This window comes from Streptomyces sp. NPDC055013, assembly GCF_053608645.1.
In genome coordinates, this window is sequence record NZ_JBSGVW010000043.1 from 12,132 (window position 1) to 27,669 (window position 15,538).

Here is a 15,538-nt window from a genome sequence, read left to right on the forward strand (position 1 = left end):
CCGCTGGGGCTCGCCGGGATACGTCGGTGCAGGTCAGGTGCTGTTTGGGACCGTTCAGGACGGAGTGGACGGCACGGGTGGGGCGGTGGGGGCGAGACCCCTCAGTTGGACGACCCGCTCGGCCCCGGGTGCGCGCCCTTCTTCAGGAAACCCATGTCCTGGTACACCGGCGTGCCGAAGCCGAACGCGCCCGCGTTGGCGACACTCGTCCGCGCCGCCGTCAGCTGAGGCCGCTGGAAGAGCGGCAGCGACCCCGCCGCCGCCCAGATCCGCGAGTCGGCCTTGCGGATCAGCGCCCGCGCCTCGGACTCGTCGAGCGTGGCGATGGCCTGGTCGAAGAGCTGGTCGACCTGGTCGGTCCCGACCCGCGTGTAGTTCTGCTCGACGTTCAGCGACCCGTCGGCGGCCGGCACCGGCTTGGCGTAGATCGGCCGGGCGTCGGTCGCCGGGTAGGCGGAGGCGGGCCAGGAGTACAGGGCGAGATCGAACTGGCCGGAAGCGATGTGGTCCTTGAAGTAGCTCTCGTCCGAGACCTTGACGATGTCGGTGCGGATACCTACCCGCTCCAGCATCACCCCGATCCGGTCCGCCACCGTGCGCAGCGTCTGCGACCCCTCCCCCGAGGGCACCACGAACCGCAGCGCCAGCGCCTCGCCGTCCTTGGCCAGCGGCCGGGCCGCCGCGCCCGCCGGTGCGGCGGTGCCGCGTGGGGCGTACGCGCCGGGCGCACCGCCCTGCTGCAGTTGCTTGTTGCCGTACTGCTTGCCGTCCTGGGCGAGATGCCGCGAGCCTTCCTCGCCGTCGCTCTTCTGGGTGTGCCCCTCGTCCCCGCCCGCCTTGTTGTCGTCCCCGACGATGTACGTCCCGTCGTCCTCGGACTCCGAGTCCGCCGTGGCCTTGGACTTGGACTTGGACTCGTCGCCGGAGTCGGACTTGGCCTTGGGCTTTTCCCCGGAGTCGGACTTGGACTTGTCCCCGGCGTCCGCCTCCTTCTCGCCCTTCTCGCCCTTGCCGCTCTTCTCGCTCTTGTCGCTCTTGTCGCCCTTCTCGCCCTTCTCGCTCTTGTCGCCCTTCTTCGCTTCGCTCCCCGCAGCGCCCTCCCCGTCCCCCTTCTTCTTCTTGACCGGCCCTCCCGGCACCCACCCCGCGTCCGCGAGCAGCGCCTGTGCCTCCGCCGTGTCCTGGCCGCCGACCGCACCGCTGTTGTCGGCGTACGCGGCCTGGCCGGACAGGGCGAGGTGGCTGCCGACCGGCTCGGTGGGCAGGCCGAGCGGGGCCAGGACCAGCTTCGCCAGTTCCTTGCGGTCGATGGCGCGGGCCAAGGCACGCCGCACCCGCTCGTCGGCGAGCAGACTGTCGCCGCCGTTGAGGGCGAGCTGCGTGTACGCCGGCTCCAGGGACTTGCGTACCTCGAAGCCCCGGAACTTCGCCTGGTCCCGTCGCTGTTCGAGGGTCAGCCTGGTGCCCGGCTCCGGGCCCATCAGCGGCGTACCGGAAGCACTGGCGGAGGCGCCGGCGGTCGCGGACCGAGGCGGCGCGGCGAGCGCGATGCGCCGGGCCGCGGCGGTGTCGATCTCGGCCAGGTCCAGCTGTCCCGCGGCCAGCGCGGCGGCCCGCTCTTCGCGCGGCACGGCGCGCAGGACGATCTCGTTCAGCTTGGCGCGCTGCCCCCACCAACGGGGATTGCGGGTGAGCTCGACCTCGTCGCCCTTGCGGTCGATCTTCTTCACGGTGAACGGCCCCGCGGTGACCTTGAGCTTGCGCCGGGCCCCGTCGTTGAACGCGTCCGGCGTGCCCATGACCTCCTTCGGGTACAGCGGCGAGAACAGCGACTGCCAGTCCGCGTACGGCCGCTCGAAGGTGACCCGCACCTCCAGGTCGTTGGCGCCGCGCTCGATCCTCTCGATGCGGTCGTAGCCGGCGTTGCGGGCGGTCCAGTAGGCGCTGTCCTTGCCGGACAGGGCCCGCCACTGGGCGGCGAAGTCGGCGGCGCCGATCTCCCGGCCGTCGCTCCAGACGGCCTGCTGGTTGAGCTTGTACAGGACGACCTGCTTGGGCTCGGTCTCGACGACCTTGGCGGACTCCAGATAGTCCGGATTGCGCTCCGGCCGCCCGTTCCGGTCGAGCCGGAACATCGACGGCAGGGTGGCCTGCGCGATCCGGGTCGTGGTGGCGTCGGCGTCCGACTGGAAGGTGTTCAGCGTCTCGGGCACGGCGTCCACGGCCCACCGCAGCGTGCCGCCGTCGGCGATCCGGTCCCGGCCGGCCGGGGCGATGTCCTGCCCGGCCAGCGGCTTGCCGGCGGGATCCGGGTCGCTGCAACCGGCGAGCGCGGGCACGCCGAGCACACCGGCGGTCAGGAAGGCCACCGAGCGCATGACCGCTTTGCGGCCGGGCCTGGGTCCGAAGCCGTCGTAGGACATCTGAGGTACCTCCGGGGAGCCGCTCCCGCCGGTTACATTAAGTGCGTTCTGATCACGTTTGGCGGTATTTTGGAGCTGATCAGATCTAAGGCACCCACTGAAGAGGAAAGGGTTCGCCAGTCGGAGACGACACGGCGGCCAGAGCGTGCAAGGCCACCCGTGCGGAGCAATGCACTCCCGTACGGCGCAATCACGCTCCCCGCGCTTTTTCGGCTCTCCGGCGTACACAGAGCGCGTGCGGGCGTGCAATGGAGGCGCGCAATCCGCCAATCGCTGCACATCCCTTCACAGCGATAGGTGTGACGCGCAACACTCGCAGGCGCATGAACGTCACCACCCAGGGCCGAAGAGCCCACGGAAGTGAGGTCACGTCATGTCCGTGCACGACGAACTGACAGCGGTCCAGCGCTGCCTCGAGGACCTGTCCCGGTCCGTGGGCCGGCTGGAGAAGCAGCTGGGCACCGGTGGGCTGGAGATGCGTCGCGTCCGCGCCGACGCCAACCATCTGCGCGAGAGCGTCGCGCTGCTGCGGGACGCGGCCGCGACGCCCGCCACGCAGCGCAAACCGGAGCTCGTCACCATCCCCGACACGCCGTACGACGACTCTCTGTGGATCGACACGGATGACGAGGGTCTCGGCGCCCGGGACCGCCGCGCCCCCTGATCCCACCCCCTGACCCGACCGGAGTCATGCATTGGCCACTGGTACGGAACCCCATCTGAACAGCGGCGGCGTACGAACCAGTACGCGCGCCGCGATCTCCGCCCCGCACCTGCGGACCGACCGCTGGTGGCTGGCCCCGGCCGCCACCGCGGCCGGTCTGCTGGCGTTCATCGTGTACTCCACCTGGCGGGCCTTCGCCAACGCGCACTACTACGCGGCGCCGTACGTCTCCCCGTTCTACTCGCCCTGTCTGGCGGAGAACTGCGAGCCCATGCGCGCGGGGCCGAACTGGGACCTCTTCGGGAGCTGGTGGGGCATCTCCCCCGCGATCATCATCCTGATCTTCCCGCTCGGCTTCCGTCTGACCTGCTACTACTACCGCAAGGCCTACTACCGCGGCTTCTGGATGTCGCCCCCGGCCTGCGCGGTGGCGGAGCCGCACAAGAAGTACTCCGGTGAGACCCGCTTCCCGCTGATCCTGCAGAACATCCACCGGTACTTCTTCTACGCCGCGCTCCTGGTCGCCGGGATCCTGTCGTACGACACGGTGCTCGCCTTCCGCGACGAGAACTACGAGTGGGGCCACATGGGCCTCGGCACCCTCGTCTTCCTCGCCAACATCGTGCTGATCTGGGCGTACACCCTCTCCTGTCACTCGTGCCGGCACATCGTGGGCGGCAAGCTCAAGCACTTCTCCAAGCATCCCGTGCGCTACCGCATGTGGCAGTGGATCGGGAAGCTCAACGCCCGCCACATGCAGCTGGCGTGGGCGTCCCTGGTGAGCGTGGCGCTCGCCGACTTCTACGTCTATCTCGTCGCGTCCGGGGTCTTCGACGATCCGCGCTTCTTCTAGATTGAGTGGGGACTGAACAGATGTCCGTGGTCGAACGGCAGGAGTGGGACGTCGTCGTGGTCGGCGCCGGGGGCGCGGGCCTGCGTGCGGCGATCGAGGCACGTGAGCGAGGCGCCCGTACCGCCGTGATCTGCAAGTCGCTGTTCGGCAAGGCGCACACCGTGATGGCCGAGGGCGGCATCGCGGCGGCCATGGCCAACGCCAACGAGCACGACAACTGGCAGGTGCACTTCCGCGACACCATGCGCGGCGGCAAGTTCCTCAACCAGTGGCGGATGGCCGAGCTGCACGCGCAGGAGGCACCGGAGCGGGTGTGGGAGCTGGAGACCTGGGGCGCGCTCTTCGACCGTACGAAGGACGGCCGTATCTCCCAGCGCAACTTCGGCGGCCACGAGTACCCGCGCCTGGCGCACGTCGGCGACCGCACCGGACTGGAACTGATCCGCACGCTGCAGCAGAAGATCGTGTCGTTGCAGCAGGAGGACGAGAAGGAGACCGGGGACTACGAGTCCCGGCTCAAGGTCTACCAGGAATGCACGGTCACCCGGATCCTGAAAGACGGCAGCCGGGTCTCCGGCGTCTTCGCCTACGACCGCGAGACGGGCCGCTTCTTCGTCCTGGACGCCCCCGCCGTCGTCGTCGCGACGGGCGGGATCGGCAAGTCCTTCAAGGTGACGTCGAACTCCTGGGAGTACACCGGCGACGGCCACGCGCTGGCGCTGCTGGCGGGCGCGCCGCTGCTCAACATGGAGTTCGTGCAGTTCCACCCGACGGGCATGGTCTGGCCGCCGTCGGTGAAGGGCATCCTGGTCACGGAGTCGGTGCGCGGCGACGGAGGGGTGCTGCGCAACTCCGAGGGCAAGCGGTTCATGTTCGACTACATCCCCGACGTCTTCAAGGAGAAGTACGCCCAGTCGGAGGAGGAGGGCGACCGCTGGTACGAGGACCCGGACAACAACCGGCGGCCTCCCGAGCTGCTGCCTCGCGACGAGGTGGCACGGGCGATCAACTCCGAGGTGAAGGCGGGGCGGGGCTCCCCGCACGGCGGGGTCTTCCTGGACGTGTCCACCCGTATGCCGGCGGAGGTCATCCGCCGTCGCCTTCCGTCCATGTACCACCAGTTCAAGGAGCTGGCGGACGTGGACATCACCGCGGAGGCGATGGAGGTCGGGCCGACCTGCCACTACGTCATGGGCGGCATCGCGGTCGAGTCGGACACGGCGGCGGCGCGCGGGGTTCCGGGGCTGTTCGCGGCGGGTGAGGTGGCCGGCGGCATGCACGGCTCGAACCGGCTCGGCGGCAACTCGCTGTCCGACCTGCTGGTGTTCGGCCGCCGGGCGGGCTGGCACGCCGCCGAGTACGCGGCGGCGCAGGCCTTCGAACGCCCCGAGGTCAGCGACCTGCAGGTCGACACGGCGGCCGCGGAGGCGCTGCGGCCGTTCTCGGCGGAGGGGCCGGCCGGGGGTGCGGACGACGGGCGCCCGCCGGAGAACCCGTACACCCTCCACCAGGAACTCCAGCAGACCATGAACGACCTCGTCGGGATCATCCGCCGCGAGGCCGAGATGGAGCAGGCCCTCGAGAAGCTGGCGGACCTGCGCGTACGGGCCCGCCGGGCCGGTGTCGAGGGCCACCGCCAGTTCAACCCCGGCTGGCACCTCGCGCTGGACCTGCGCAACATGCTGCTGGTCAGCGAGTGCGTGGCGCGGGCTGCGCTGGAACGCACGGAGTCGCGCGGCGGGCACACCCGCGAGGACCACCCGACGATGGACCGCACGTGGCGCAACATCAACCTGCTGTGCCAACTGGCCGACCCGACGGGCGGCTTGGCCGCCACGGACCCGGAACGCGGCCAGATCAACCTGCTGCGGGAGACCACCGACCCCGTCCGCCCGGACCTGCTGGCTCTCTTCGACAAGGAAGAGCTGGTCAAGTACCTCGCCGAGGAGGAGCTCTACCAGTGAGCAGCTACGAGGCCCGCTTCAAGGTGTGGCGCGGCGATGTGCAGGGCGGCGGCCTGGAGGACTTCGGGGTCGAGGTGAACGACGGCGAGGTGGTCCTGGACATCATCCACCGCCTCCAGGCCACCCAGGCCCCCGATCTCGCCGTCCGCTGGAACTGCAAGGCAGGCAAGTGCGGTTCGTGCTCCGCGGAGATCAACGGGCGGCCGCGGCTGATGTGCATGACGCGGATGTCGGTGTTCACCCGGGAGGAGACGATCACGGTGACACCGCTGCGGGCGTTCCCGGTGGTGCGGGACCTCGTCACGGACGTCGGCTTCAACTACACCAAGGCGCGCGAGGTTCCGGCCTTCGTTCCGCCCGAAGGTGTGGGCCCCGGTGAGTACCGGATGATGCAGGAGGACGTGGACCGCTCGCAGGAGTTCCGCAAGTGCATCGAGTGCTTCCTGTGCCAGGACACCTGCCATGTCGTCCGCGACCACGAGGAGAACAAGCCGGCGTTCGCGGGCCCGCGGTTCCTGATGCGGGTCGCGGAACTCGACATGCACCCGCTCGACGCGGCCGCGGAGTCGGGCCTGGACCGCAAGGCCACGGCCCAGGACGAGCACGGCCTCGGCTACTGCAACATCACCAAGTGCTGCACGGAGGTCTGCCCCGAGGGCATCAAGATCACGGACAATGCGCTGATCCCGCTGAAGGAACGGGCCGTCGACCGCAAGTACGACCCGTTGGTGTGGCTGGGGTCGAAGATCGGGAGGCGGTCCTCGTAGGCCGCCCGCCCTCGGCTCCGCCGGGAAACTCGCACGTCACTCCACCCCACCCCTGACGCACCCCGGTCGCGCCCCTGCATTCCTGCTCATACGCTCCGAAATGTGACGTCATCTTCGATCCGGGGCCGGGCGCGGCGCGGTGGTTCGCACATATCGGTGCGGGTCGCGCATGCGCTGGTGGGCGGGCTGGTCGGGGTGGTGTGGCTGGTGCTGCCCGGGATGACGGTCGGTGCCGGGGGGCCGGTCTCGGGCGGGACGGACCGGCCGGTCGCCGGTGCGGTGGCTCAGGGGGAGGACGAGGGGACGTCGGGCACGGATCTGGTGGTGCCGATGCTGGCCGTCGTCGCCGCGACGGCGCTCGCGGGCTACGGGTTCCTGCGGCGCAGACGGCGGGCGCGGGAGCGTACGACACCCGGTGGGACGGCGGGTCGGGGTGAGGCCGAGCAGCCGGTCGGGGAGCTCGATGAGCGGGCTCGGGCACTGCTCGTGGCGGCCGACGACTGGGTGCGGGTGGGCTGGGAGGAGCTGGGGTTCGTCGAGGGGCGGTTCGAGCTGGAGGATCTCGCGCACGCCGGGCGCGTCGAGGGCGTCGACGAGGCCGGACGGGGCGAGCCCTTCGCTCGGGCCCTTCGGGACGCCGAGGCCGAGCTGGCGGTGGCCTTTCGCATGCGGTGGCAGTACGAGGGCGGGGTTCCGGAGGAGGCCGCGGCTCGGCGGCATGCGCTCGCGGGGATGGTCGGGCGGTGTGAGGAGGCGGGGCGGTTGCTGGACACGCAGGCCGCCGCGCTCGATCAGGTACGGGGGTTGGAGCAGGGCCTGGGCGGAGGGCTGGGGTATGCCCTGGTCGTCGCCGAGGGCCGGTTCCGGGAGCTGACCGGGCGTACCGGGGGCGCCGACGCGACCCTGCGCGAGCTGGGCAAGCGGTACGCCCCGTCCGCCACGGACGCCGTCGCGGGGCATGTCGAGCAGGCCAAGGACCGGTTGGTGTTCGCGACCACGCGTCTCAACCACGCCCGCCAGGCCGCCGACTCGGGCGACAACGAGCGGGCCGCGGGCCGGCTGCGGGCCGCCGAGGGCGCCATCGCCCAGGCCGCCGTCTTCATCGACGGCGTGGATCGGCTCGCCGCGAACCTCGCCATGGCCGCGGCCACGGTGCCGGCCGCGCTGACCGGCGGTGAGGTGGAGATCGCCGGGGCGCGGGAGTCGCTGACGGGGGCGCGAGACCCGTACCCGGACGTTCCTCCCGGTGAGCTGCGCGCCCGCGTCACCCACGCCGACGTCGTCCTGGCCCTCGTACGGGAACAGCTGACCTCCGGGCCGTACGACCCCCTCGACGTGCTGCGCCGGATCGTGCAGGCCGTCGTGCCCGTCGCCGCGGGGCGGGCCGGAGTGATCGCGGCCGCCGCCCTGCTCTGCGCGCGCAGTGCCGTCGCGGACGCGGACGACGTCGTCGCGACGCATCGGGCAGCGGTCGGCAGCGAGGCCCGGACCCGCCTGACGGAGGCCCGGCGACTGCTCACTCCCCCACTGTCCACCCCTACGGGCCGGACATCGCCGCCCTCCCCGGCCGACCTCCTGACGTCCGACACCCTGGCCCAACAGGCCCACGCCCTCGCCGAACAGGACATCCGCCTCCATGGCAACCCCATCGAAGGCCCCACCGACGACATCACCGGCCTCGCCGGCGCACTCCTGGGCGGCGTCCTCCTGGGCGGGGACCCGAACACCGCCCCACCCGCCACCTTCGGCGGCCCACGCACGCGGGGGCGCCGGGGCGACACGGGCTGAGCCCGAGCGGGCGCAGGGCAGGCTCACCGCAGGCCGCGCGCGGCCCCGGCGAGCACGTCGAGGGCTTCGACCGGGCCTCCCACGCGGCGCAACGCCGGACAGCGAGCCGGAATCGGCCCCCTGCCCCGCCACCGCGGACTGCACGCCCCAGGCCGCCACTGCGGCACCACCCACTCGCCCCCGAGCAGGCTCAGCCAGGTCGCCGAGCGCACTCAGAGGCCCGCTGACCGCCCGTGGACGCGGGAGACCCCGCGCCCTCAGAACAGACTCAGCAACGCCTCCGCCGGATCCGTGAGGCCGTTCTCGCCGTCCGGTAGGGGCAGTTCGAACCAGACCGTCTTGCCGCGCGGTGTGCGGCGGGAGCCCCAGGCGGCGCTGAGGAGGCCGACCAGCTGGAGGCCCCGGCCGCCCTCGTCGGTGTCGCGGGCGCGACGGCGGCGGGGTTGGACCAGACCGGAGTCCCAGACCTCGCAGACCAGGGTGCGGTCGAGGAGGAGGCGGAGTCGGATCTCGCCCTCGCCGTAGCGCAGGGCGTTGGTGACCAGTTCGCTGACCAGGAGTTCCGTCGTGTCGACCAGGGGTTCCAGGTCCCACGACAGGAGCCGGCCGCGGGCGTACTCGCGGGCGCGGCCCACGCTGCGCGGCTCGCGTGGCAGGGTCCAGTCGCCGACCGAGTCGGCCGGCAGCCCCTGGACACGTGCCATCAGCAACGCGATGTCGTCCTCGCCGTGGTGGGTGTCGAGGGTGTTGAGGACGTGGTCGCAGACGTCCTCCAAGTTGGGAGAGGTGTCGGCGCGCAGCGCCGTCGTTGAGGGGTGGTGGTCGGGCGACGGGCGGGCGGGGTCGGTGAGCGCGCCCACGAAGGCCTGCAGGCCCTCGTCCAGCGGATGGTCACGGGACTCCACGAGTCCATCCGTGTAGAGCGCCAGCAGCGCGCCCTCCGGCAGCTCGACCTCCACCTCCTCGAACGGCTCCCCGCCCACACCGAGCGGCATCCCCGGCGGCACGTCCAGCATCAGCGCGTCCTCGCCCGGCTCGACGAGGACCGGCGGCAGATGGCCCGCGTTGGCGAAGGTGCAGCGGCGCGTGACGGAGTCGTAGACCGCGTAGACGCAGGTCGCGAGGTACACCTCGGACAGGTCCGCCTCCCGGGGGCGGCGGGCCGCGCGGGTCGCCTGCTGGACGCCGCCGGGTGCTCCGAGGCCGCGCGCGATCTCGTCCAGCGCCGAGAGCACCTCGGCCGGTTCGAGATCCAGCAACGCCAGCGTCCGTACGGCGGAGCGCAGTTCACCCATCGCGACGGCGGCGCGCAGTCCGCGTCCCATCACGTCCCCCACGACCAATGCCGTGCGATGCCCGGGGAGTTCGATCACGTCGAACCAGTCGCCGCCCACCTCGCTGGGCCGGTCGGCGGACGAGTTGCCCGGCAGGTATCGGCACGCGATGTCCAGGCCGGAGGCGACCGGGTCGCCCGGCGGGAGCAGGGACCGCTGCAGTATCAGCGCCCGCTCGTGCTCGCGCCGGTAGAGCCGCGCGTTGTCGATGCACACGGCAGCACGCGCGGCCAGCTCGACCGCCAGATCACGGTCCCGGTCGCCGAACGGCTCACTGCCCTTCGTACGGGCGAACTGCGCCAGTCCTACGACCGTGTCGTGGGCGACCATCGGCACCGCGAGCGTGGACTGCACGAGGCCGCCCTCCTCGCCGGGCACGTACTGCGGCCGGGCGGTGCGCAGGGCGTCCGCGCAGGGCGAGTTGAACGGGTAGTGGTGGACGGCGCCGACCGCGACGGGGGTGCCGCCACCGACGAAGGGCGCGTCGGAGACCGCGCTGGCGAAGGCGACCCGGCGCAGCTCCGCGCTGCCGTCGGCGAGGCCGGGCGGGGTCTCGTCGCCGGCCAGCAGCCCCTGGTAGAGGTCGACGGTGGCCAGGTCGCAGAAGCCGGGGACCACGACGTCGAGGAGTTCGCGGGCTGTCGTCTCCAGGTCGAGGGAGTTGCCTATGCGGGCACCGGCCTCGTTCAGAAGGGCCAGATTCCGCCGGGCGGCGGCGGCCTCGCGGGCGGCGGCGCGGCGGGCGGTGATGTCGGTTCCGAGCCAGGCGATACCGATGGGGCGCCCGCTGCCGCTGCGCACCCGGTAGAGATTGACTGACCAGTGGCGGCGCTCGTCCGATCCGGGCAGAAAGCCGGTGACGTGCATGTCCGTGATGGAGTCGCCGCTCTCCAGGACGCGGCGCAGGGTCGCCGAGACGCGTTCGGCCTCGGGGCGCGGCAGATAGTCGTGGACGCCCTTGCCGCGATGGTCGTCGGGCGTGCCGCCGAACAGGGAGGCGAACCGCTGGTTGGCTCGGCGCACCCGCAGGTCGGGGTCGATCAGCAGGAAGCCGAACGGAGATTGACCGAATATCGCCTGCGAGGCGGCGAGGTCGGTCTCCATCCGACGCAGGGTGCGGACGTCGACGACGATGCAGACGGCGGCCTTCTCACCGTCCTCGGTCCGCGTCGGCATGACGTACACCTCGGCGAGGCCGTCCTGACCGGGCCGGTCCTCGGCGTCCTGCGGCATCCGGAAGGGGACCACACCGGTCCACTCCCGTCCGTCCAGGATCTCGGCCATCTTGCGCTGGCCCTGCTCGCGCAGGTCGGGGTCGATGAACGCCTCGATGGGGTCCATGCCGACGGCCCGCTCGGCCGGTATGCCGAAGAGCTGCTCGGCGCGCAGGCTCCACTGGTCGACCAGGCCGTCGGGGCCGATGGAGAAGGACGCGACCTTGATGTAGTCGTAGATCGAGCCGGGCGGGCTGCTCTGCCAGACGGGGTCACCGGGGCGGGCCTCGTCGGAGGCGAACGTGTCGCGGGATGCCTGTGTGTCCTGCGAGGCTTGCGAGCCCTGTGTGTCGCGGGAGACGCCTGTCCTGTGGGAGGCCCTTGTCTCGTGGGCCCCCTCTCCCGCGGCCTTCGCCCTCGCGCCGTCCGACCGGTCGTCGGACCCCGAGGCCCTCGCTGGTATCTCGCTCACGCGAACCGTCCCCTCCAGCTCACCGCGCCCGGCACCGGTCACCGGGTGGCGGCTGCCCGCAGTATCCAGCACTACGGCCCCGCACAACACGGTGTTCACGATCACAGCACGTTCCCGATGGTTTTCGGTCCGGGCAGCGGAAACACTTCCAGTCTTCTAACCAGCGGACACGCAGTCGAATCACGCATCGCGACAACTGCCACTGGCCTGAACCATTCGTTCGAAAGGGCGGGGGTGCACATGGCCGTGGGAGCGGGGGGTCAGTCCGGCACCGCGAGCTCGAACCACACCGTCTTGCCCGTGTTCCGTCCGGGTCGGGTTCCCCATCGGCGCGAGGAGTGCGCCACGAGCTGAAGTCCGCGGCCGCTCTCGTCCTCAAGGTCGGCGACCCGTTCGCGGGGCGGGTCCGGAAGGGGGTCGGAGACCTCGACGCGGAGGACGCCGTCGAGGCCGACCGGGCGCACCAGGCGTACTCCGATGGGGCCGGTGGCGTGCCGCAGGGAATTGGTGACCAGCTCACTGACCAGCAGCGACGTAACGTCGGCGAGGCTGTCCAGGCCCCACTCGCGCAGTCGGCCGCGTACGGCGGCACGGGCCGCGCGGACGGCACCCGCCTCCGCGGGGAAGGTCCACTCGGCACAGTCGCCATCGGAGTCGATCACGCCGATCACTTCCCAGGCCAGCGAGCTCACCCATGTCCGGTTTCATAGGTTTGATTGGCACATACCCGATATTCACAGGGCAGTACCGTGCGAGCGGGTAGACCATCGGGGAGTTCTCAACGCCGCTCAACGGCGGTCGCGATCCGGCCTGTCAGCCTGTCAGGTCCGTTCCGGGACCTCGGGTCGGCCACTCGGCCGGTGACTCAGAACTGCGACTCGGACGTTCCGTCGTCCAGCCGCTTGGCGACCTCCCGGACCGCCGGCACGTCCTGGTCCAGCCAGTCCACGTCCCAGAGTTCCCCGGCACCCAGCCAGCGCAGCGCGTCATGATCCTCGAGGGGCTCGGGGCCCCCGGAGCCGGGGAGCAGGCGGGCGGTCCACACATGCAGGACGTAAGGGGGTTTGAGGGGCCACACCCCCGGCACCCGCTCGAGCACCTCGGCGGCCACACCGAGTTCCTCCCGCAGCTCGCGCGCGAGCGCCGCCTCGGGCGCCTCGCCGGGCTCGACCTTGCCGCCCGGCAACTCCCAGCGCCCGGCCAGTTCCTCGGGCGCACTGCGGCGCGCGGCGAGCAGACGGCCCGCCTCCAACAACGCGGCGCCGACCACGATCCGTTCCGTCATGCGCCGGAGCCTACGGGAGCGCGGAAGCAGTTCAGCGGTCCCCGCCGTCGCCGTTCCGATCGATGCGCTCGACCCAATACAGCTGTTTGTGCCCCCGACTGTCGAGGCTGTCCGCGATCTTCTGGGCTTCCGCCCGCGTCGCATACCGGCCCACGCGGTAGCGATTGCCGTTGTCGTCCTGCCGAACCACGAGCCAAGGAAGAGTGATCGTGCTGTCGTTCATCGCGCTCCACTGCTCCTTCCCGCCCACGACCGCCCGAGTCCCTCCCCCGGCCTTCGGCCGGGGGGACCCCCATCTCGCTTCGCTCGCGGCCTGTGCCGTGCCCCGCCCGCTAAGGAAACCGCAATCCGCATATGCCCGAGCCTACGCCTAACCTTTACGCAGCGAATACGCCTTTTCACAAAGAGGTACGCAACCAGCCAAGTCGCAGGGGGCGCACGGCGTCGAGTGCGCCGTGCGGAGACGTCGATGCATCCGGTCGCGGGCATGATGCACACGCCTGCAACGACCTGCGAAAACGGCCAGATTGCAACGGCGGATGAGGGGGCGGGAGTTGAGGCTTTGCCGGGGGCAACTGCCGTGAAGGTGTGCGCTACTTCACGAACATGTGCGCTACTTCACCGGTAGGTGATAGGCGACGCGGTAGCGGTCCGCCGGAATGACCACGTCCGCCGTCTCCACCGGACGGCCGGACGCGTAGTAGGTGCGCTGGATGACCACGACGACATGACCGGGGACGCCGCCCAGCGTCAGCAGCTCCTCCGCGAGGCCGGGGCGGGCCCCCACCTCCTCCGTCACGTTGTCCACGACGACGTCGATGGCCGCCATGCGCTCGACGACACCCATGCCGCCGAGCGGGCCCTCCTCGGGCAGCATCACGGGCGTACGGCCGGTGACGGCGAGCGGCTCCCAGGAGGTGGAGAGCATCATCGCCTCGCCGGCGTCCCGGAAGAGGTACCTCGTGGACATCACGCGGTCGCCGGGGCGGATGCCGAGCCGGTCGGCGACGGCGACGCTGGCCTCGGCCTGTGCGCTGCTGGACTCCCAGGTGCCGCGCGTCTCACCGTCGGCCTGCTCCTGACGGAAGGGCGTGGCGCCGGTCGGCGGACGGAAGCCGGAGCGGGAGATCCGCCTGGGCACGGGACGCTCACGGACGTACGTCCCGGAACCGGAGCGCCCCTCGACCAGCCCCTCGGCCATCAGCACCTTGCGCGCCTCGAGGGCGACGGTGTCCGAGACGCCGTACTCCTCGCGGATCCGGGCCTGGGACGGGAGCCGGGTGTGCGGTGGCAGCGAACCGTCGACGATCTTCTTGCGGAGATCACCCGCGACGCGCAGGTACGCCGGCTGCTCACCGAAAGTCACTGGCCGCTCCCATCAGGTTGTACAGACAGCAACAGCCTGGCAACCGTGGGTTGTCCGGTGCAAGCAAAGGCCAGAGAATCACTCGATGTGATGACTTGTGCCGGGGGTGGGCTTTACCCAGGCACTTTCTTTCCGTATAGGGCGCTCTCACACATCGAGGCCGCCCCCACTTCCACCCTCGTCGCCACTCTCGGAGTCGTCCTCGTACGTCGGCACGGTCGTGTCCAGGCCCAGAGCTTTGCGCGCGGTGACGGTCCCGGCGCCGTCGACATAGCCGTACGCCTTTTCGTAGTGCGTGTAGAACGTGTCCGCGTCGTCGGCCGCCGCCGCCTTGGCCCACTCCTTGCGGGAGTCCTCCATCTCCGCGAGGAACTCGGTGACGGGCGCCTTCGCGTCCTCCGGCCAGGGTTGCGTGCGCAGCTTCTCGATCTGCTCGCCGAGGACGCGGTGGACGTCCTTCGCCCAGGCCCGGTTCGCCGCCAGATCCTCCTCGGGGTAGGCCTCGGGCTCCTCGTACAGGACGTTGTCGATGTGGTTGGACGCCGACAGGAACCTCACCTGGTACCCGTCGAGGGTCATGTAGTCACGGCGCAGCGACTCGGCCAGGGGCTTGCCGTCCGTGCTGCCGAACATGCAGGTGATCGCGCGGTCGCCGAAGCGCCAGCTCTGCCGGGTCGGCACGAGGTAGTACACGTCCACACCGTCCGGGAGGGCCCAGGCGTCCAAGGCGTAGAGGCCCGCCTGCTCGTAGCACTTGTCGTCCGCGACGTCCGCCAGCTCGTCGTCACCGGGAAAGGAACCGTCAGGCACCTTCACGACGGCCACGACCTCGGCGTCGTGCCGGCCGGTGCAGGGCACCTCGTCGACGTCGTAGGTCCGGCCCTGCAGGCTGCCGGTCGAGGAGTTGAAACAGTCGCCCTTGGCGAGCGCGAAAGCCGTTCCCTCGCCGCTCGCGGCGCCCTTGAAGCCGTCCCAGAAGTCGGAGGCGGCGCCCGTGGACAGCAGCAGCGACCACAGCACGAGCCCGACGCAGGACAGCACGGAACCGGCGACCGCCATGCCCTTGCCGCGGTCGCCGTTCTTCCTGATCTGCACCAGCGCGATCAGCCCCAGCACCAGTCCCAGGGCCGGCACGAAGCAGAGGATGCCGAGGACGAGGGCCCCGATGGCCACGCCGTTGACGGGCACGGAGCGGCCGTAGGCACCGTAGGGGTGGTACGGGTACGGCCCCTGGGCGGCGGGTGCGCCGTAGGGGTACGGCGACGGGTACTGGCCCTGCGCATACGGCCCTTGGGGCTGCCCCGGGGACCCTGGTGGCTGGTGGGGTCCGGGAGGCGGAGGTATGGACACGAGTACCGTGCTCCTGCGTTCGGGCGGCGGTGCCGGGTGGTGGGAACTGGCGTACGAC

12 protein-coding genes are annotated in these 15,538 nt (G+C 71.0%); 5 read left to right on the forward strand and 7 right to left on the reverse strand.

The genetic code is table 11. The annotated features are described in order from the left end of the window. Positions 1–101: 101 nt before the first annotated feature. Positions 102–2,423: an ABC transporter substrate-binding protein gene (locus ACWGDB_RS36085; protein WP_453826326.1), complete on the reverse strand. Its 2,322-nt coding sequence runs from the start codon at positions 2,421–2,423 to the stop codon at positions 102–104. A gap of 373 nt (positions 2,424–2,796) precedes the next feature. Here ACWGDB_RS36085 and ACWGDB_RS36090 point away from each other — a divergent pair, with 373 nt between their 5' ends. The 5 genes from ACWGDB_RS36090 (at position 2,797) to ACWGDB_RS36110 (ending at position 8,459) form a co-directional block, all read left to right on the forward strand. Further along, positions 2,797–3,087 carry a hypothetical protein gene (locus ACWGDB_RS36090; RefSeq protein WP_453826327.1) on the forward strand — a complete coding sequence of 97 codons (291 nt, stop codon included), beginning with the start codon at positions 2,797–2,799 and terminating at the stop codon, positions 3,085–3,087. 31 nt (positions 3,088–3,118) lie between these two features. Continuing rightward, on the forward strand, positions 3,119–3,940 hold the full coding sequence (locus tag ACWGDB_RS36095; protein WP_453826328.1) for a hypothetical protein: 822 nt from the start codon (positions 3,119–3,121) through the stop codon (positions 3,938–3,940). A gap of 20 nt (positions 3,941–3,960) precedes the next feature. Beyond that, positions 3,961–5,904 carry a fumarate reductase/succinate dehydrogenase flavoprotein subunit gene (locus ACWGDB_RS36100; protein WP_453826329.1) on the forward strand — a complete coding sequence of 648 codons (1,944 nt, stop codon included), beginning with the start codon at positions 3,961–3,963 and terminating at the stop codon, positions 5,902–5,904. Next, positions 5,901–6,671 (forward strand): succinate dehydrogenase/fumarate reductase iron-sulfur subunit, encoded by a 771-nt coding sequence (locus tag ACWGDB_RS36105; protein ID WP_383603306.1) that lies wholly within the window; start codon positions 5,901–5,903, stop codon positions 6,669–6,671. The genes ACWGDB_RS36100 and ACWGDB_RS36105 overlap by 4 nt, the downstream gene beginning before the upstream one ends. A 102-nt stretch (positions 6,672–6,773) precedes the next feature. Then, on the forward strand, positions 6,774–8,459 hold the full coding sequence (locus ACWGDB_RS36110) for a hypothetical protein (RefSeq protein ID WP_453826330.1): 1,686 nt from the start codon (positions 6,774–6,776) through the stop codon (positions 8,457–8,459). Between the two features lie 257 nt (positions 8,460–8,716). Here ACWGDB_RS36110 and ACWGDB_RS36115 read toward each other — a convergent pair whose 3' ends face one another. The 6 genes from ACWGDB_RS36115 to ACWGDB_RS36140 all read right to left on the reverse strand — a co-directional run bounded on the left by ACWGDB_RS36115 (position 8,717) and on the right by ACWGDB_RS36140 (position 15,480). Then, a complete protein-coding gene (locus tag ACWGDB_RS36115; RefSeq protein ID WP_453826331.1) occupies positions 8,717–11,479 on the reverse strand; it encodes a SpoIIE family protein phosphatase in 2,763 nt (920 codons plus the stop codon). A 260-nt stretch (positions 11,480–11,739) separates the two neighbouring features. After that, positions 11,740–12,171, reverse strand: coding sequence for an ATP-binding protein (locus tag ACWGDB_RS36120; protein ID WP_453826332.1), 432 nt, complete (start codon positions 12,169–12,171; stop codon positions 11,740–11,742). A 173-nt stretch (positions 12,172–12,344) separates the two neighbouring features. Continuing rightward, on the reverse strand, positions 12,345–12,764 hold the full coding sequence (locus tag ACWGDB_RS36125) for a (deoxy)nucleoside triphosphate pyrophosphohydrolase (RefSeq protein ID WP_453826333.1): 420 nt from the start codon (positions 12,762–12,764) through the stop codon (positions 12,345–12,347). 31 nt (positions 12,765–12,795) lie between these two features. After that, entirely contained in the window at positions 12,796–12,987 is a 192-nt protein-coding gene (locus ACWGDB_RS36130) for an SPOR domain-containing protein (protein WP_383603319.1), read from the reverse strand. Between the two features lie 390 nt (positions 12,988–13,377). After that, positions 13,378–14,130 (reverse strand): GntR family transcriptional regulator, encoded by a 753-nt coding sequence (locus ACWGDB_RS36135; RefSeq protein ID WP_453826334.1) that lies wholly within the window; start codon positions 14,128–14,130, stop codon positions 13,378–13,380. Between the two features lie 147 nt (positions 14,131–14,277). After that, entirely contained in the window at positions 14,278–15,480 is a 1,203-nt protein-coding gene (locus ACWGDB_RS36140) for a DUF4190 domain-containing protein (protein WP_453826335.1), read from the reverse strand. Positions 15,481–15,538: the final 58 nt, after the last annotated feature.